We start from the raw sequence: 19480 nt of genomic DNA, 5'->3' as shown, positions 1-19480 counted from the left end.
AGGAGTAATACCATCCTTAAACCTCTACAGCAAATGATTACAGATCGCTAAGAACCGATAAACGTACTGATCCTAATGACCGGAGAACCGTCTGGTGATGTGCTTCGCAGAATCCGGCCAATCCGGTTTCAAACGGAAAGATGGAAAGGTTTATAAAGTGCGGGAGGTCCGGATGACGCATCCAGGAGAGACACGGCAAATCCCTGCAGTTCCACTATACCGTCAGAACCAAGAAGAGTAAATACTGCCGGCTGATGCTCGATCGCCACACTCTCAGCTGGCGGCTGGTGGAGATTATGAGGGAAGGGGTTAGGGAGGAGTTGAATATGTGAGCTGAAATAAATCTTTATCCGTTTTCTCAGTTTCCATTCATTTCAATTCATTTAAATTCGTATCACGTCGATTCAAAATTTTCTGTAAGGTAATCTCATTTTTCGTTTTTTATAAATACATAAGAATCTCTATTGATGGGTACTCTGGATGAAACCGGGTACTCTTTTTCATATACAAATCTATAAACCACCCCTTTGGCATTTCACGCTTTTTTAAGCGATATCCTGTAGCTCTTTTATTTATGTGTCATGAACCTAAATTCTTTAACGAAATTTTTCAAATTTAAAACTTTGTGGCAACATAGAACATATAAGTTCGGCAAGCCGAACAGAAAAAGGATGAGCATCTTCGATGCGAATCCAAGTTGGAAATGAAGGCATAAAATACCGACAGGTTTTTATGACTGTCATTTACACTAACTTGCAAACCTTAAAAGGGAACCTATTAAAGTTTGCGGATTGATTGTTGCAACTGATCGATAGATTGCGAGTCTGTTGATAGGTGTTACTCCCTCTTAGGTTTCGAAAGGAAATAAACTGGGTTGACCATATCAAAATCGGACTGTTGCTTCCTTCCGATACCTCCCGGTGGTAAATCCTATAGCCAGAGTTTTAGCATAGAACTTTGTATTCGGTGTAGTTTCAAAGGCTTATATTAAAACAATTAATAGAAGTATTTGTATTGGTAATAGCATTGCGTTGAGAATGAATCTCGTATTTAAACTAATTAGTGATGTTTTATGCTTTATTGATTCTTTTGATTTTCATGTTTTATCTTCGTTGAGGTTTGTTTGATCTTTCAAACAGGATGGTTGCTTGATAAAACTATCCGCCCAGTCACGAGGTGAAAAGTGTTAATTACTAGCAAATATTTTCTGAATATGCTCTACCTAATATGCCGTTTCTTATTTTTCCGGCAATCGTCCTCTATCTCTTGTTTTCAATCATGTGAAAAGGTGGTCTGTATTAAGTTTGTATTCTCACAATTCATTGAAAACCTCCAGACATTGAATTAAATCAAACTCTGCACCCGTCTCCGCTGCTTCCATTTTTTTTGCTTTCACTGCCTGTATTAAAGATTGCTCTACTAATTCAGGTGGCTCTCCTCTACAAGTAGTCTTTTCCGTATTGCTTTGTCAAGGATCAGGTCTTCTTCAAAGTCTATATCTCCAGCCGGGGCGGGTAAGACTTTCTTTTTATAGCTTCTCGAATCTTATCCACGTCCCTCGCTAAATTTGAAGATTTGGAGAAGGAAGGACCACGATCAGAACCACCACCATTACCAGCACTACGACCATCACCATTACCATAGCTCTTCGGGGTGGCTAAGGATAGGCTATCGGTAGGGTATTGATAGGATATTTCCTGCCCCTGAAGGCGGTTTATGTAATTTTCAAACAATTCCGGATCATTATCGACGGCAAGATCAAACACACCATGTTTTTTAGTTCTCTGACAACTTTGATGTGAGGGCCGGATTTTTCCGATAGAGCACCGCCCTTTGGTTTTTGCTGCTGTCTAACATATTCAGTAATCCAAAGGCGTCGGCTTCAAGTCTGATAAGCCTTTGATTGTCTTTATTTATTTCCTGTAAAAAGCTCTGAATAAATTCATTATCAACCTTGAATCCCAAGTACGCAGAATCAACCGGATAGTGAACCTGGTGAACTCCCGATATTTCGCATCGTTGATTGATATACAGCCAAAACAACTTCCCTTGCTCGTCAAATCTGCTCAACAGGTATTCCCAGTCACCGGGATTGGCAAAACGTCCGCTAATATTCCCCATTTGATCCTTCTTTTATAGATTCTATCCGGAATGCCTGGTCGAATGCTGCGACCATGTAGAGTGAGAAAGAAACGGTAAACACTTTCGTACGTTTGCAGGCCACAGGTTAATGATCCTATAACTAGGATCATATTTCTAGCATCGTATAGTAAAGTGACGGAATTGCTTTTAAGATCAGCTCGATGTACTTTAATTTTTTTACAGTATCTTTTCAAACCCCGGTCAACCTCATAGTGGATCGGGGTTTTCATTTCAATACTCCTATTGTTTTCTTTGCGGCTTCTTGATTCAACTCATTGGAGGACTTAACCGGATTTGATTTAATGAAGTTGTTTAAATCAGATTGAAAGAAATAGATTCGTTTACCACCTGGCTTATAATGGCGTATTTCTCCACGGCTTGTGAGTTTGTAAAGATGAGAAACTGAAATATTTAGATACTTTGCAGCTTCCTGTGCGTTTAGTGGGTTTTCATTCTCAAGTTTATCCATTACATGTGTTCTTTGTTAATGTTTACACACGTAACTTAAATCATTGATATAGAAAGAATAAAACGATCAACTTTAAATGAAATAGCCGATTATCCCCTTTTAATAGCCGTTTCTGGGTCTGTATTGGTGATTAACTTTTTTAAATCTTTTCTTAAGGTTGTCTCGGATAGTAGTTTCTCCGGCTTTAAATTCATCAGCCAATACTGTTTTCAAATTGTTACTAATAAAATAATTTTCCCTACGTGGAAGGTAGATTTCAGGTTCATTTTTCATGAGTTTGTTTGCCAAAGCAGCAACTTTATTCCAATCAACACTTAATTCCTGTTCTTTAAAATAAGGGTTGCCTGGGCCGGAGTTACTTGAAAACTTTTCATTCTGCATTTCCGCAATAATTATCGACTCATTAATAGACTCAGGGTAGTTTTTTTCAATAATATCTCTCATAAGCTGATCTATTATATCCAATCCAACAATTGCTTTTTTTTGAACATAGATATCTTTAAATATACTTTTAAAAAAAAAGATCGTGCACATTTGTTGTCTTAGTATTGATAAGTTGCTTTGTTGAATTATTGTAATAAAATCATCTACCAAAGCTTCATAATGCTTCAGTAACTATATTAGAAGGATAGAAAATTATGAACAAATTCATCTAACTGTGACTTATATTTTTCTTTAAAATCATCCGATACATTTGATCTATCAACAAAAGATTTTGACGGCTTCTAATCCTTTGTTAATTGATTTTTGAAGCTTATTTGATTGTCTTTCTAATCCGTTCCTAATAGACAAAAAATTTGATGTAACATTTATTTTATCTGCAAATTCAGCTTTATTATAAGCCTCTATGTATGGTTCTATATGTTTTGAATAAAGGACAAAGTGATCATTTACAAAATTTAGGAAATACGACTGATATTTGAAGCGATTACTTTTAATCGAGCGTAAAACTGATCATATTTAAAGTTACTCATACTACTAACTACAGTTTATCAATTGCGTTTTTTTTATCAGCACTAACCAGATGTAAATATTTCTCCGTGCTACTCACTGAAGAATGGCCCATCAACTCTTTTACCGTATAAATATCAACCCCACGACGGAGCAGTTTGGTTGCGAAGGTATGGCGGGCCATGTGAAATGAATCTTCTTTGAAATCTTTGCCTTTTTCTTCCATTTTGGTAGCCGATAATTAATGATTGATTCATTCACATTAAAAACTTTATCACTCACTTTCACTTTTACTTCAAGCAAGGGTTCTGCTGTTTTACTGACCGGAATGTGAACAAAGTCAGAGGTTTTCTGTTGTTTTAATTCAATCTGCTTGTAATTCTCTCCTTTCTTGTCATCTGTGATATGTTGTATATCCCCCATTTTAGAGCCTGAATATCTGATCGGCGCAAACCGGTATAAACTGAAAACAAGAATGCACGGCGTACTTCATTGTTGTAGATTTTGGTATTCCATAGCTTTTTCACCTCGGCATCAGTTAAGTACTGAATCCAGTGCCGGATCTTTCTCAATGTTCTCGATGTCGTACCGGTTTAACGGATTTCCTTTGATATACCCTTTTGCCGCCGCTTTATTCAATAAGGACCTGAAAATCAAAAAGTAAGTTCTGGCCGTGCTTTTCTTCACCTTGCTTAGTAGGTACGCCCTGAACCCCTCCAACCAAGCAGAGGTGAGATCATCAAACCTCACCTTCTCTTTTTTATGGTAGGCTTTCAGGTGGTGGAGAACAGATCCATAATTCTTGGATGAAGTTTTGTTTGAATTATCCTTTAAATGAATGATGAAGTCAGTAAGCGTAATATCTTCATCATTGTGCTCAAAATCATACTGTTTGTTATAAAGCTGCAGTTCCCTTTTCGATCGAATAGCTTCTGCCAGGCGCCTGATTTCTCTGTTCTTTTTTATTACCTCCAGGTGGAGATCTAAAAATTCATAGTTGCGTTTTCCCTTATGATAAATGTCCAAGTAAAGAGAAATTTTTCCAGAATCGAGTTGACGTTCCCGTAATTTTACACCCATAATATATTTTTATTACAATAAACCTTTCAAATTTAAAGTAACGAAATAACAACAAAAGTAACAGAAGTAACAGAAAAGAAAAGAAAATATAGAAGTAAAAATACGCCTTTAAAGTAATAAGAGAAGCTATTAGCAACTAAGAGTTAGTAGCTCTATAATATACGTGAAATCCGCTTAAAGTTACGCCCGGAATTCCCTGACCCGGAAATACCGTATCTCCGCAAAGATAGAGACCTTTAAACGGGGTTTGATTTGGCGTCCAATCGAGCAGTGAACGCTCCATACTCTGCGGAATGCCCCCTACGCGTCCTTTTTTGCGATTTACCCAGTTCTCCCAGCTGACCGGGGTTGCCGAAAATGCTAGCTTGATTTCTGCATTATCAAATTGCGGAAGCTGTTCTTTGAGAACGGCTATAACCTGCTCTTCTACTCGCTCTTTTTCTGCATCATAACTGCCATTTAAAGAGAACCAATAGTCGGTTTCGGTATGCGTTGAGATATTCAGAACACGCGTACCCTCTTTGGAGCGTTCCTCGTCATCCGGATGAGAAAATGAGACAAATATCGAATCGGAGTGAATGCCTGAAACTGGGTTTTTGATGTGAATCTGATGATGAAGCGGCATATCATCGGGATAGACATCATCGGTGACAATACCCATGGTAAATGCTCCCCACGCCTCACTGTACTTGGCAGATTCCTGCTTGAAGTATTCAGCCATTTTTCCGGAGGTAATATCCTCCATATTCCAAACCGGGATGCCCGATACAACCTGTCTCGCTTGATATGTCCGGTTTTTAGAAGTCGTTATTTTAAAATTTCCCGCATCTTTCGCAAGAGACAACACCTTCTCTTTGGTTTGAACCTTACCGCCTTTCTCTGTGATGAAATCACTTAAAGTTTCCGCCATCTTTTTCAGTCCGCCGGGTACAGAATAATTTGAGCAGTTTGTGTAGGTTACGGCCGGAGCACCGAAAAGAAACGGTGTATCGTTCGATTTAGACTGTGCAGATATCAACAGCTGCTCATCCAGAAAACGGAAAAACTCCGGATTGGTGATGCTGCAGTCCCTTGCAAACTCCTTTACCGATTTGAACGCATAAGGCAGAACCCACACATCACGCGGATCATTTTTAAGAAGTTTCATCCAATCCGATGCAGACTGCGGAGGAAACGCTGCATTCTTTTCGGATACTCTCCAAACTACATCCGCTACCTTAAACGCTTTTTCCCAAAATAACTCCTGCGCTTTCTCTTCTCCGAAATGACGGATTGATTCCTTAATCCATTCATCCCGGTCTTCGTAGCGTGTGATCTCCTTTCCGTTCAGATGCACTCTCATTGACGGATTGAGCTTCACTTTTGGAATGGTTATGCCCAGGGTCTCTTCCAGTTTTTTTAGAGGTTGATGCTCGTCAAAGCCGATCAGCGTGGTTGCACCGGATTCAAAAATGTATCCTTTCCGAAAGTATGAGGAGCTGCATCCGCCGATGGCAAGTGCAGCTTCCAGTACCAAAACGGAGTGCCCATCTTTTGCCAAAAGGGAAGCCGCCGTCAAACCGCCCATCCCTGAGCCGATCACAATAAAATCGTAAACTTTGTCTGTTTGTTTCATATCCGCAGAACAACAAAGAGTGCTTCAGAGGTTCCTGTTTGATCTGTTAATTGATTGATTTATGATAGATATAATAAAAGTAGCCACGGAAGCACGGAACTGCACGGAAGCTTCTGCTTTTTTCCGTGTTTCCGTGGCAATCATTCCTGTAAACTATCTACTATTAAACAGAATGAATTGTTAGTGTTCCAATTTGTGCTATTCTGCCACGAAGGGTTCGATCTGCGAAACTCTGCGCAAACATCTGCGAGAAACCTATCTCAAACCAAATCTAATCACTATAACCCATTCATGGGTTACACAAACGAGCGCGGGATTTATCCCGCACTCCTGCAACTATACTTTAAACTAATTTTGAAGTTAATGTTATTCATATCTTCCCCCAATTACCGTTTAAATCAGCTAAACACATAAAAATATAAAAACCCGGAAATGCCTGAAGGACCCGAAGTTCATCGTGAAGCCGACAAGATCCGAAACGCAATCGGAGATCAGTCGCCCATCTATCTCTATTTTTATCATGATCACCTCAAACCCTTCGAAAGCGATCTGGCCGGTAAACAGGTTGAAAACGTTGAGGCATACGGCAAAGGCCTCGTTATCTCATTTGAAGACGATTATCACATCTACTCACACAACCAGCTATACGGAAAATGGTACATCAAGCCGGCAGGAGATTATCCTAAAACAAACCGTGAGCTGCGCCTTGAAATTCGAACGGATAGAAAGTCGGCACTGCTCTATAGCGCCAGCGATATTGACGTGATGGATGAAGTATCTCTCCACGAGCATCCTTATCTAAGCAAACTGGGACCCGACCTGCTAAAGGGCGTACAGCCCGAAACCATTGCAGAAAGAACTGTGGACGATCAATTCCGAAGAAAATCATTCGCCTCCCTGCTGCTTAATCAGGGATTTCTGAGCGGTGTAGGAAACTATCTGAGAACAGAAATTTTGTACGATGCCCGTATTCATCCAAAAAAACGCCCGATGGATCTTTCGGACGAGGCTATTGAAACATTCTCTAAATCCGCACTTACAATCACCGGCCGCTCCTACGAAACCGGCGGACTTACTACGCCTGATGATCTGTCCATGAAACTGAAATCGGAGGGGAAAAAGCGCTGCGACTACCGGCATTTTCTGTTTGGCAGAGATAATAAACCGTGTCACATTTGCGGAAACATCATTCAAAAAACAAAGATGTCGGGTAGAAGGATTTATATTTGTGAATCTTGCCAGGAAAAATAGATCTGTTTGCTTAAAGTAATTATAGTGAAATCAGGTGTTTCATTTCACGCCATTATAGCCACGGCTCATCTTTTGACGCGAAGCGAAACACGGAATTGTCACGGAAATTTCAATCCATTCCGTGTTTCCGTGGCAAGCATTCTGCAAATCTGCGAGAAATAGCTCTCAATTTTTATTTAAACAAAAACCCATTCATGGGTTAAACACTCGAGCGAGGTATTTATCCCGGCTAACCCCTACCTAACAAAATTCAAAACCTGATCCTCACTCCTGCCCCGCCATTGATATCAAAATTGGATTGAGTTTCCGGCATGATGGGCAGTGTCGGTGCCAGTTCAAAGAAAAGGCTCAGCCTACGGGCTACATTGAACTGCAAACCAATTGGGATTCGTGCCGCAAATTGGGTTTCATCTTCAAAAAGAAAACGCCCGCCCAAACCGGTATAGAACGCAACTCCTGAATTTGTCCAAAAGTGCCAAAGGTAGTTGATGTGCAGGTGCATGTTTCCCGAAGGATTATGCATATTCCCCGACGAACCGAGAGACCATGCCACTCCAAGATCAACAGCTGATCTATCTGATGTCCAGAATTTTGCACTGACACCGGTCGGTTCACCGATAATCACACCCAATTCGGTACTTTGTGCGTTGGATTCATGATTCAGTGAAAAGAGCAAAGCAACAGTTAATGTCACTGCAAAAAAGTGTCTCATGTGTATAGTGTCAGATTAGGATTTCATTTGATTCAATACTAAACCGGGATGAGACATATTGTTTCTTTAGTCAGTTGAAGAGTAAATAAACCGTTAATCTACAAAATGATTTATGACGCATATTGTGATCTCAATGTTCTGATAAACTCATCATGGTCTATACCCTCACCGCTCTTCAGCTCTTTCCGGGCAGCGACAATCTCTTCCAATAACTGAGCTTTATCTACTAACTTCCGATACTCGTCAGAATCTAGTAAAACTGCACTATTTCGCCCCTGCTTTGTAATCACAAGAGGACGCCGATCTTCCTTTAACTTTTTTATGTAAGATGCTACATCTCCTTGGAAGTCGGAAAGTGAGCAAAAATTTTCTTCAAGTTGGATTTTTGACATAACAATAATTTTAAATTCAATCGGATTATAGCTTATCCCTCTATTGTCATATTAACTGAATTTACCATTCGATTCAATAAAGTTTGTGGGATTGAGCCTAATCGGCAGATAAAATTGAATCAGCGATTTAGATCGGAACAGAACTTGAATCTACTCTCAAAGCTGAATGAGGATATCCGGGTGACCGACTGCTTTTTGAGGAACATTTACTTAAAAACCTGAGTCAGATAGTAAAAGTAAATGACTCAGATGATAAACGATTTAAGATTAGCCATTCTCGTAACAATTTTCCTGGCAGCAGGATTTGAAACAGCATTTCCACAACAGTCTGAAATTGGGTTTAATGGTGGATTAAACATCTACTCGCTCAATTTCAGTGACAATCACGTTACCGGTAACCGGTCCGTACTTCATTACGGTTTTATTGGTCGGTTTTATCCTGAAAAGATCGCTCCACTCTCCCTTCAAACCGAGCTGATCTACTCACCACAAGGTGTAAAATTGAGAAGTGAAAATTCTTTAATTAGGCTGGATCATGTCAATGTACCTATCCTTTTTCAGTATAAGTTTGACAATGATATTCTAGTTCAGGCAGGCCCACAACTGGGTTTTCTTATGAATGCCTGGGCGGATCAAGATGCGGCAACGTATGATTTAAAAAACAGGTTCAGAAAAGTAGATTTAAGTTTAAGTGCAGGTCTAAGTTATCCGCTGATGTCTAACGGTCTGGGAATTGATATCAGGTATAATCTTGGACTGAGTAAAATTTCTACAGACAGTTTTTACAGATCCAGAAATCGTGGTCTTAAAATAAGCTTGTTTTACCTCTTTGATTTTAGTAATCATTCATCAAGATGACTTCAGAAGTTCGAAGACCGATTTAACACAAATCTCAATACATTTGATATTGATGTAAAACAAAGGCATCTATGTTTAGCGACCTGTCATTAGGAGATGTCTCGACTCTATTCCGGTTCACTCCGATCACCTGCATACCGCTCGACATGACAGAACCGTATATAGAATAAAAGTCAGGGGTGTGCAGCTATTGGCTGCACACCCCTGACTTTTTGTAGAAGCATGAGCGATTGTCATGTCGAGCGAAGTACCGACGCTTTTCGTAGGTACGCAGTCGAGACATCTCCATATTGTGAAAAATTCAAGTCAGATTGACCTGAAAAGATGTTGCTCAAATTAATAGCTCTCCCGGATATCTGGGAAAGATTTTGGACAGATATAACCCGAGGTCAAGTTTACCCTTGAGTCAATAAAATCATACTATCTTCCAGTGCCCCAACCGAGTGTGGAGCTTCTGCAGGAATTTCGACCTCGTCATGCTTTTTCAGCCGGATGTCCTTTTTTCCCTGGTGATAAATCACATCACCTTCTAAAACCAATAGTTTGGTGGGATGATGAGCTTTATGATCTTCCAGTTTCATTCCTTTTCGAAAACCAAAGAGCAAAACTTTAAAATGTTCACCTATGTGAAACGCCTTGGCTACCGGTTTTTTCGATGTCTCGAGCTGTTTTTTAATCTCCTTAATTGTCATAATTCTGGTATCTATTTAGAAATGTAAGTTGTAAGAAAAGATAGATTTGAATTTCGACATCATATGTCCCCAAATCTTCTATGCTCCTGTGTTTATTTATTGATCATGTTTCGCAATCACCCATACTGCGTGAATAATACCGGGTACATATCCTAAAATAGTCAATAATATGTTGAGCCAAAATGCTCCGCCAATGCCTACCGTTAAAAAAACACCGACCGGTGGCAAAAGTATGGCTAAAATCAATCGAATTATACTCATAAGTATAGATTTATTAGATGAATGTATATTGGCATAAAATATACAGTTTCAACCCGATAAAACTAGTCTGCTAATGAATTGAATCTTTTTGTATAGAATATTTTTGGGATCAAAAAAAGCCGGCGGTTTTCAACCGGCCGGCTTTCGAGTATTATATACCCATTCTATGGATAAAAGAATCAGATAATAACTTATTAGTGTTTAAGCAAGCTAAAAGTATTGGTAACTTTCGGACTTGCGAATAATTAACCGGATTTTATATGCCTACACAGACATTGGTGCCTGGCACACAAACACTGATCGATCGGTTCTGCCAGTCAGTTTGTACGGTGAGATTTCCGCTGTGTACTGTAATCGTATTACCCAATGCACCTTTATAGGTGAGTGATCCATTTGCTGTTAACGATATTCCGTTTTGGGTTAGCCTGGTCGCAATAGATCCACTAACTGTTGCTGAGACTCCCAAATAGGAAGTTCCTCTGGAAAAGTTATTTGAACCGGTAAAAACATAACCGTTTTGATTGATATTACCTGTCACCCGAGCATTCAAACTGTTGTTAAGTTTTATGTTAAATGCTGCAGATACGCCGGAGTTAGTACTTGCAGTAAGGGTTGAGTTTGTGACCGGGAAATTTACACCATAAAAAGTAAGTTCACTGGCCATGCTGCCGGTCAATTTCATTTCGCTCGAAGTAATTGAACCGTACACATTCGAGGTTCTGAGATTATGGGGTAATGCGAGTGTTCCATTAATAAAAACACCGTCATTATTCAAAGTTATATCTCCATTTGACATCGGCAACTCCACAGCGCTAAATGTGAGATCCTCATTGACTGCATTGGCCAGATAGACATGCTCATTGGTGATTTCACCTTCAACCGCTCGCGATGCCAGAAATGGTATTTCATAGGAGGCATCCATAAACACACCTGATTGACTGTCTATGAGCAAGCTGCCGTTCGAAACCGGAATCTCGAGTGAACCAAATGAAAGCGTTCTGTCAACTTCGCCTTCGAACAGGAATTGATCCTGATTGATAATACCTGTCATCTGGTTGTAGCCAACAAATGGAATCTGAGTCTCACCCTGCAGTTCCAGAATACGGTCGGGATCTGTGGATACAGTAAGTTCAAGGTCTCTGGTGGGCAGGTTTAAACCGGTCGTCAACGCAAGTTCAGAGCCCTGGCTAACCATCCCGCTCATCGTCAGGCCTTCGTCTGTAAGTTCACCTGAAGTGGAGGCTTCTCCGATATCAAAAGGCAAAATAACCTGACCTCGAAACGTAGCCCCGGAATCACTTGAAACTGACAATTCAAACTCCTTGTTTCCTAAAATCACATTATTTGGCAGGGTAATATCGTTGATTACTTCTGTTCGGAAATTATAATTTCCGGCATAAATAGATCCTTCCAGTTCAGTTGTGTTAGTAAATGGCCCGATTGGAAGACCTTGTTTGTTTAGAAAGTATATTCCTTCGGAGTTAAAATTAAATACTGATTTACCAAGTTCTACTTCTCCATAACTTGGAATAATCATATTCATGTTTGATTCTACATAAAAGGAAGTTTCATCCATTCCCGGTCCAATATTAAAATAACCAAACTGTTTTTCTGTAGGTGGTGAAAACAAGTATTGCTTTATATTTTCGCCGAATATGTCCGCAAGAACTGGAGTATTGAATGATCCTCCAAAACGCATAAAAGCTAAATTATCTCCTCCTTGCGGTAACGTATATCGATATTGATAAAATCCTTCAATCGGACTTAAATCAATATCTGTCCCGAAAATATCTCTGCCGGTATACTCATTAATTGACGGTAAAATACCTTCAAGAATTAAACCCAAACCGGGGGCACTAAATGAGATTTCTCCTGTATAGGAATCAGTTCTGTCTATACCGGCTCGGTTGACAAGCAGATCTACGATAAAAATTTTATTATCATTCTCAGAATAGGTCGACATGTCACCCGTGATATTTAGCAGCTGATATGTACCCGGAATCGGAAAACGAGCAAATTTAAGATAGATATGAGACTGTAATCCTGAAAGATTTTCAAATCCGTTAAATGCACTGAATAATTCAGTGTCAACCAGACCGAATTCAGATAGACTATACTCGGGAGTTGTGAATGTACCTTCATTAGAAAGACCGATAATCATATATGTATCCGTACTCACTTCAAAGATATTCTCGCCAATGTCTATTCCTTTTTCCAATGCTTTTTCTGAAAGCTTCTTCCAAAAAGATTTAACTGCATCATCTGCATTTCCACCGTCGCCATCCGGAATGGGTACCTGAACTTTAATGAACACGGCTGGGTCATCAATATCAATGTACATATCATAGAAATCGTAAATGAAATCATTGGCACGGCGGCGTAATTCAAATTTACCATCTCTATTTTCATCAAAAACCCGGAAATGTACGTAATACCGATCCGGATTAAGAGGAATATCTGTTTCGGTATCTGCGATATATTCGCTGCCTATTTTATATTCAATGTGTGACTCAATTTTATCCCAGGCAAACTCTTCCAGTAAATCTTTATAGATACCCATATCCGGAAATTCGGGCAGTCCGATACCTGAAATCGACACAATTGCACCATTGGTGTCGAGTTCCACTTCGAATTCACCTTCTCCAATTGAAAATTCAACACCATTCCCATTGATACCAATTAACGAGCCATTAAACCGATACCCATCCTCCGTTTCGGTTACATCATCAGAATCGATTTTAAAATTATCGGATGGTGGCGGATCAATTGGATCTCCCGGGCTATCATCATCGGTTGGATCTTCAACCTCCGTTGTATCATCGATGTCCGGACCTGTGGAGCTGTTGCCACAAGAGCTTACTGTAAGCAGTACGGCTAAAAAGCCTGCAAGAAAAAATAGATAGGATTTTTTGAATGTTTTCATAATACCCGAATTGAGTTACTGTTGGATTGAATACTGCACCTCAATTCGAATCTATATTCGGACGCTTACAACTGCTGTAACTGTCGTTGCAAAGTGTTGTAAAGATGTTGTAAAAATGGGCTTTCAGTTGTTGAATTGGGTTTTGTAGGGGAAAAGGAGGATTGATAAATCCCCTCTCGAGAGGGGAAAAGGATGTGAAAAAGGTGGAACACCGATTTTCACACCGAGGGGTGTGTTCTGATCGTTGGTTGGATTTTGAGATAGTTTTGCGTTTCCGGTCCACATGAACACACCCCTGCTTATCGAAAATCATGCTGCGCATGTTTTCTCAAATCTATCCCCTCTCCAGAGGGGACTTTCTATTCCATTCCTTCTACCCGGACTATTTCCCCTTCCCCGCCTCAAATTCGCTCGGACTTACTCCAAACTTCTCCCGGAATGACTTACTGAAATAGGATGGACTATTGAAGCCAACCTCATAAGCAATTTCGGAAATGCTTCCAGTGTGGTTTTCAATTTTATCTTTAGCCAGGTTGAGTCGATATGAACGAATAAATTCACTTGCGGAGAGGTCGGTAAGTGCAACCAGTTTTCGGTGAAGCTGAGAACGGCTCATGCCCACTTCGCGTGCAAGCTGATCTACCGAAAAATCTTCATCCACTAAATGTTTTTTAATGGCCTCCACCACCCGTAGCAGAAATGCCTCTTCCATCGATTGTGCGGAGAGTTCATCGGGTTTGATCTCTATCTTCCGGTTATACTTCTCTCTCATTTTTTTCCTGGAGAGTATCAGATTTTCAACGCGAAGCAGAAGTTCATCAGGGCGGAAAGGTTTCGTGAGGTAATCGTCGGCATGGGTCTGAAGACCCTGAATCCGGTCCTCATGTGAAGCCTTTGCTGTGAGCAGAATAAGAGGAATGTGGCTGGTTTTATCATCCTGTTTCAGGATTTCTGCCACCTTGTAACCGGTCATCTTTGGCATCATCACGTCACTGATAATTAGATCCGGAATCACATTAAGTGCACTTTCAACACCGGCCTCACCATCGGGAGCGGTGATAATACGATAGGAGTCTTTCAGAATACCGACCAAATAATTGATCACGTCTTCGTTATCTTCAATAATTAGTAGAAGAGGAGTTGAATCATCCGCTGAAGTAAATGAATCCAATTCCGTATTGGCAGTGATTTTTCTTGTAGTCATTGCAGGTTTTGCGGGTTGATCAAAGGATGCGGATACAACCCGTTCCTGCTCAGTATACTGTTTTTCAGAAACCGGAAGTTCTACTGTAAACCTGGTTCCTTCACCGGTTTTACTACTAACAAAAATCTCACCCTTGTGGAGAATTACCAACTCTCGTGTAAGTGCCAGACCGATTCCGGAACCGATACTTTCCGAATTTTCTTTTTCCGAGCCGCGGTAAAAACGGTCAAAAATATGCTTCAAATCTTCTTCAGGAATACCCGCACCGCAGTCTTCAACTTCCAACCTGAATCGATTCAGTCCATCTGCGCTTTTAAATTCAACTAATCTGACGCTCAATTCACAATTCTCAGGAGAGAATTTCAGTGCATTGCCGATAAGGTTGATCAATATCGTTTCCAGTTTGTTTCGATCCACCCAGGCTTCAAAGTCTGTTATTTGGCATTCAACGGTAATCTGAATCTGCTTCATGTCGGCTAATGATTGAAACGACATAGCCACACCTTTTACAAGCGACTCAAGGTTTGTTTTTTCTACGGAGAGCGACAGGTTGCCAGATTCCAGACGTGACAGATCAAGAAGTTGATTGATGAGTGATAACAAGCGGTCACTGTTTTTCTGCATGATGTTGAGCTCTTTATGAACGGTCGGATCATCTATTTTTGACTTCAGTTGTTCAATCGGTCCGGATATCAGGGTGAGCGGTGTTCTGAACTCATGTGATATATTGGAAAAAAAATTGGACTTCATTTGAGCAACCTCTTCACTTGTTTCAAGAAGCTCGCGGTTTTTTCTGGCTTTGTATCGTTGACCGGAATAGAGCAGTAACAGAAACAGGGAAACAAGGATACCGGAGGCCAGATAGGTATTCCGGCGAAATGAGGCATTTTCAGCTTCTAAAGTAAGCTGATCAATGGTCTGATCCCGTTTCTCCGTTTCATAAAGAATCTGCAGTTGGTTAATCTGTTTTTCACTTTCAATAGCAAAAAGGCTGTCTATTGTAGAGATATAGAGCTTCAGAGCTCGATTTGCTGCTTCAAATTGTCCCAATCCTTCATAAGCATCAGCCATATTTCGATAGGTATATTGCATCCTGTCAAGATCACTGCGTTCTTTTCCGGTCTTTTCAGCCTGCAGCGAATATGAGAGCGCCTGTTCAAAATCATTTAAATCAAGATACGCTTCTGCAATTCCGTTTAGTGTAGCAGTTGTGTTGTAACCGGTCTCCTGCATAATTTCAAGCGCCTGCAGCAAATTTGACAAACCATCTTCAGGATAGCCCATCTTTCTGTACGTAGAGCCGATATTACCCAGAATAATCGCTACGTCTTGGCGGTATCCCAGTTCCCTGGCAAGCTCAAGAGCTTCTGTGTGAAACGTCATCGCGCTTTCGTAATCTTCAAAACGCTGGTTAGCAGCCCCAAGATTCAGTTTACTTATCATGATGCCGGTCGGATCTTCCATCTCAAGGTCCAGTGCCAGGGCTTCATTGAAATACCGGATAGCCTCTTCATATCGCCCACTACGCATGTATGTATTACCAATAATGGTATAAGAAACTGCCATACCGGTTTTACGCTGAAGTTTCTCATTAATGCGTAATGCCTCGAACAGATGGTTCAAAGCTGTTGAAAAATCACCGAGTTCCTGATATATCCTGCCCAATGAATTTTGTGTGTTAGCTACATTAGATTCAAGATTCAATTCTTTAAAAAGTTCAAGCGCCTGACGAATATGTTCCAGTGCATCCGAATATTCACTGGTGGATTCATAATATCGGCTTAGGTTATAATGCCCTTCAGCCGTTAACTTTTTAAACTCCCCTTCTCGAGATTTTTCGATTCCCTCCTTAAAATTGGATAGTATCTCCTGCGAATTTTTTGCAGTGCGTATGTAGATTTCGCCAATTTCGTATAGAGCTTTGATTTCCATTTCGGTGTTTGCGGATTCCCGGCTTTCTACAAGAGCTTGCTGTGCATATTCCAAGGCAAGATCCGGATCACTGAAAATAAATTCATCAACCAGTTCAAGCAGTTCTTCAGCTGACTTTGACTGAGTTTTTTGATTTGTTTGCGGCATAGCATGGACAGCCTGACAAGAGGTCAGAAAACAAACTAGTAAAACACTTTTGAACCAAACATTTATGATATGCTGCCCCTTAACTGCCATAATTGCCCCGGATTTGTTAATTGTGAAAGGCTTCCGGATGCTCTCTAATTAATTCCGGAAAATAAAACAGATCTGCCTAATACAGTCTATAAAGTGGTAAATACACGGAACATCTACAAATCATTGAAAGGCATATAATTCATAAACCTGAATAAGTAATCTTCAGAATCTCAAGGGTATTCGATTTTAAAAACGTATAAACTTCGCTACCCCCAACGTGGTTTGACACGTGAAATATTATTTAGATTTGATCTAATTAAATTTTGCAAGAGCTAATGATCTTCTTAACTTAGACTCATTCTAAATAACTAAACAGAACCACAACTATTAACCGCAAAGGTCTTACCAAAGAATGAAAACGATAAGATTATTACTCTTACCTCTTTTAACACTCAGCTTTTTTGTTTCTTGCGATATCAATAGCAGCGACGACACTGATATTGAAGTCCCTCCCACATACGAATTTGAAAGAAACGGTGAATCTACAGTAGCCTTTTCAGGACAAACTACACGAATCAAAATGGCTGATGAGCTGTTCTCAGCTATGTTGGATTTTGAGAATACCACAGAAGAACTTCTGCTTCAAATGTACCGAAATCAGGACGAAAACGGCAATGAAGTAGACCCATACTCTGAGGAAGAACTCAACACATCCACCAAAAGCGTTAAAAGTAAAGTAGCCGCTTCCCGCGATTATTTTACCGGTAACGCAACTCTGAGTGCAGAAATCAAAAATGATTTTGAAACATGGTTGATCGCTCAGGTCGAGGAAGTATTTCCAAACCGAAATCTGCTTGCAACACCCGGCGTACCCGGACAAATTGCTGACGGTTCCAAAGAGCGCTACATCAACGGACAAGGTCTGGAGTACAACCAAATGGTAGCCAAAAGTCTGAACGGTGCACTGATGGCCGATCAAATGCTGAATAACTACCTGAGTCCTGCCGTTTTGGATGAAGCTTCAAACCGTGAGGAAAACGATAACGGAGAAACCGAAGAAGGCTCTAACTATACAACCATGGAGCATAAATGGGACGAAGCTTACGGCTATATTTTTGGAACTTCAGCGAATCCCGCGAATCCAATTGCCACTATCGGCAGTGACGATATCTTTCTGAACAAATATTCAGGTCAGGTGAGTGAAGACGATGACTTCTCATCTTTGGCCGAAGATATGTTTGAGGCTTTCAAACTGGGTCGTGCTGCTATCGTTGCCGGAGATTATGAAGTTCGCGACGAGCAAGCCGCTATTATTCAGGAATCTATTTCAAAAGTAATCGGCGTGCGTGCAGTTTACTATCTGCAGGCCGGTAAGCGTCAAATTGAAGATGAGCAACTGGGCTCAGCTTTCCATTCCCTTTCCGAAGGATATGGATTTATCTACAGCCTTCAGTTCACCCGAATACCGGGCACCGAGCAGCCTTACCTGAGCAGCAGCGAAGTAGAAGCTATGCTCACCGATCTGCTTGATGATGGCCAAAATGGTCTTTGGGATGTTGAAACATCAACCCTTGATGATTTATCTGAACAAATTGCCGATAAATTTGATTTTACATTAGAAGAAGCTGCTTCTAACTAATTCAAATTCCTTACATAAAAGCTGGCAGCTGTAAATGACTGCCGGCTTTTTGCTCTTAAAAAAACTATGACTATGAAGAAATTTGCTTTATTTATTTTTACCATTCTGCTGATTTGGGGCTGTACTGATGAAGGCCCGTCAGGACCAAGTGCAGATGAATTTGACCGTGAGGCGATTTTAGAAAACTGGGCCGATAATATCATCATCCCGGCATTTACCAATTTTTCTGAAACCACCGATCAGCTTCACGCTTCCGCGGAAACCTTTGCTGCCGATCCTACACAACAAAATCTTGAATCGCTCCGAAACAGTTGGGAATCAGCCTATCTTGCATTCCAGCACGTGTCCATGTTTGAAATGGGCCTGGCCATGGAGATCCGCTTCCGGGACTACCTAAACATCTACCCCACCGATGCTGAAGAGATCGAAAACAGTATTCAATCCGGTAATTATAACCTGGAACTGCCGTCACTGACCGACAGCCAGGGTTTTCCGGCTCTTGATTATTTACTGCATGGCCTCGGTGAAAACGACGATGAAATTCTCTCATTTTATACCACCGTCGAAAATGCCGGAAACTATCGTACTTACCTTACAGATCTAACACAACGAATTGACGATTTAACCAATCAGGTGCTGGGCAACTGGACCTCCGGTTACCGCGACGAATTTGTGAGCAACTCAGGTAACGGCGCCAATTCTTCTCTGGACATGATGGTGAACGACTATATCTTCTACTACGAGAAACACCTCAGAGCCGGAAAAATTGGTATTCCCGCCGGAGTATTTTCAGGAACTCCCCTGAGCACTCATGTTGAAGCATACTATAGTAATGGGTTTTCCAAGGCGTTGTTTAATGAAGCTCTGACGGCCAGTGTCAACTTTTTCAATGGCGTTCATTTCGATAGTGAAATCGATGGCCAAAGCCTGGATGATTATCTGGACTACCTGAACACCATGAAAGACGGAGCGGATTTAACCGGTTTGATTAACAGTCAGTTTCAACTGGCCGGTCAGGAAGCTGACGCACTGAATCCCGATTTTGCCGCGCAGGTAGAATCTGATAACTCCCTGATGCTTTCTACCTACGATGAACTGCAGCAAAACGTCGTATACATGAAAGTGGATATGCTTCAGGCCCTCAATATTAACGTGGATTATGTGGACGCAGACGGCGACTAA

17 protein-coding genes are annotated in these 19480 nt (G+C 40.8%); 4 read left to right on the top strand and 13 right to left on the bottom strand.

The window, feature by feature from the left end; genetic code table 11:
- Positions 1–1493: 1493 nt before the first annotated feature.
- The 7 genes from U5K35_RS12195 to U5K35_RS12165 all read right to left on the bottom strand — a co-directional run bounded on the left by U5K35_RS12195 (position 1494) and on the right by U5K35_RS12165 (position 6257).
- On the bottom strand, positions 1494–1766 hold the full coding sequence (locus U5K35_RS12195) for a hypothetical protein (protein ID WP_322571738.1): 273 nt from the start codon (positions 1764–1766) through the stop codon (positions 1494–1496).
- Between the two features lie 10 nt (positions 1767–1776).
- On the bottom strand, positions 1777–2121 hold the full coding sequence (locus tag U5K35_RS12190; protein WP_322571737.1) for a hypothetical protein: 345 nt from the start codon (positions 2119–2121) through the stop codon (positions 1777–1779).
- Positions 2122–2368: 247 nt separating this feature from the next.
- Positions 2369–2611, bottom strand: a complete 243-nt coding sequence (locus U5K35_RS12185; RefSeq protein ID WP_322571736.1) for a helix-turn-helix domain-containing protein — start codon at positions 2609–2611, stop codon at positions 2369–2371.
- A 99-nt stretch (positions 2612–2710) separates the two neighbouring features.
- Positions 2711–3205, bottom strand: a complete 495-nt coding sequence (locus U5K35_RS12180) for a hypothetical protein (protein WP_322571735.1) — start codon at positions 3203–3205, stop codon at positions 2711–2713.
- Between the two features lie 388 nt (positions 3206–3593).
- Entirely contained in the window at positions 3594–3788 is a 195-nt protein-coding gene (locus U5K35_RS12175; protein WP_322571734.1) for a tyrosine-type recombinase/integrase, read from the bottom strand.
- A 308-nt stretch (positions 3789–4096) separates the two neighbouring features.
- Complete coding sequence (locus U5K35_RS12170; protein ID WP_322571733.1) at positions 4097–4642, bottom strand: phage integrase SAM-like domain and Arm DNA-binding domain-containing protein; 546 nt, start codon at positions 4640–4642, stop codon at positions 4097–4099.
- Positions 4643–4778: 136 nt separating this feature from the next.
- Positions 4779–6257: an NAD(P)/FAD-dependent oxidoreductase gene (locus U5K35_RS12165; RefSeq protein WP_322571732.1), complete on the bottom strand. Its 1479-nt coding sequence runs from the start codon at positions 6255–6257 to the stop codon at positions 4779–4781.
- Between the two features lie 432 nt (positions 6258–6689).
- Here U5K35_RS12165 and nei point away from each other — a divergent pair, with 432 nt between their 5' ends.
- Positions 6690–7508 carry an endonuclease VIII gene (gene nei / locus U5K35_RS12160; protein ID WP_322571731.1) on the top strand — a complete coding sequence of 273 codons (819 nt, stop codon included), beginning with the start codon at positions 6690–6692 and terminating at the stop codon, positions 7506–7508.
- 250 nt (positions 7509–7758) lie between these two features.
- Here nei and U5K35_RS12155 read toward each other — a convergent pair whose 3' ends face one another.
- Positions 7759–8220 (bottom strand): hypothetical protein, encoded by a 462-nt coding sequence (locus U5K35_RS12155; protein WP_322570546.1) that lies wholly within the window; start codon positions 8218–8220, stop codon positions 7759–7761.
- Between the two features lie 110 nt (positions 8221–8330).
- Complete coding sequence (locus U5K35_RS12150) at positions 8331–8612, bottom strand: type II toxin-antitoxin system Phd/YefM family antitoxin (protein WP_322570545.1); 282 nt, start codon at positions 8610–8612, stop codon at positions 8331–8333.
- A gap of 249 nt (positions 8613–8861) precedes the next feature.
- Between U5K35_RS12150 and U5K35_RS12145 the strand changes: the two genes are divergently transcribed.
- Positions 8862–9470: a porin family protein gene (locus U5K35_RS12145; protein ID WP_322570544.1), complete on the top strand. Its 609-nt coding sequence runs from the start codon at positions 8862–8864 to the stop codon at positions 9468–9470.
- Between the two features lie 395 nt (positions 9471–9865).
- Here U5K35_RS12145 and U5K35_RS12140 read toward each other — a convergent pair whose 3' ends face one another.
- The 4 genes from U5K35_RS12140 to U5K35_RS12125 all read right to left on the bottom strand — a co-directional run bounded on the left by U5K35_RS12140 (position 9866) and on the right by U5K35_RS12125 (position 16629).
- The gene (locus tag U5K35_RS12140) at positions 9866–10162 is read right to left on the bottom strand and encodes a hypothetical protein (RefSeq protein ID WP_322571730.1); all 297 of its coding nucleotides are present in this window, start codon (positions 10160–10162) and stop codon (positions 9866–9868) included.
- Between the two features lie 96 nt (positions 10163–10258).
- Positions 10259–10423, bottom strand: coding sequence for a YqaE/Pmp3 family membrane protein (locus U5K35_RS12135; protein ID WP_322570542.1), 165 nt, complete (start codon positions 10421–10423; stop codon positions 10259–10261).
- A 256-nt stretch (positions 10424–10679) separates the two neighbouring features.
- On the bottom strand, positions 10680–13346 hold the full coding sequence (locus U5K35_RS12130; RefSeq protein ID WP_322571729.1) for a hypothetical protein: 2667 nt from the start codon (positions 13344–13346) through the stop codon (positions 10680–10682).
- A gap of 382 nt (positions 13347–13728) precedes the next feature.
- On the bottom strand, positions 13729–16629 hold the full coding sequence (locus U5K35_RS12125) for a tetratricopeptide repeat protein (protein WP_322571728.1): 2901 nt from the start codon (positions 16627–16629) through the stop codon (positions 13729–13731).
- Positions 16630–17071: 442 nt separating this feature from the next.
- Between U5K35_RS12125 and U5K35_RS12120 the strand changes: the two genes are divergently transcribed.
- Positions 17072–18298, top strand: coding sequence for a DUF4856 domain-containing protein (locus U5K35_RS12120; RefSeq protein ID WP_322571727.1), 1227 nt, complete (start codon positions 17072–17074; stop codon positions 18296–18298).
- 72 nt (positions 18299–18370) lie between these two features.
- Complete coding sequence (locus U5K35_RS12115; protein ID WP_322571726.1) at positions 18371–19480, top strand: imelysin family protein; 1110 nt, start codon at positions 18371–18373, stop codon at positions 19478–19480.

Origin of the sequence: Rhodohalobacter sp., from assembly GCF_034521535.1 — a bacterium.
Taxonomy (GTDB): domain Bacteria; phylum Bacteroidota; class Rhodothermia; order Balneolales; family Balneolaceae; genus Rhodohalobacter.
The sequence above is the reverse complement of the archived record's forward strand: the minus strand, read 5'-3'. Positions and strand labels throughout refer to the sequence as shown.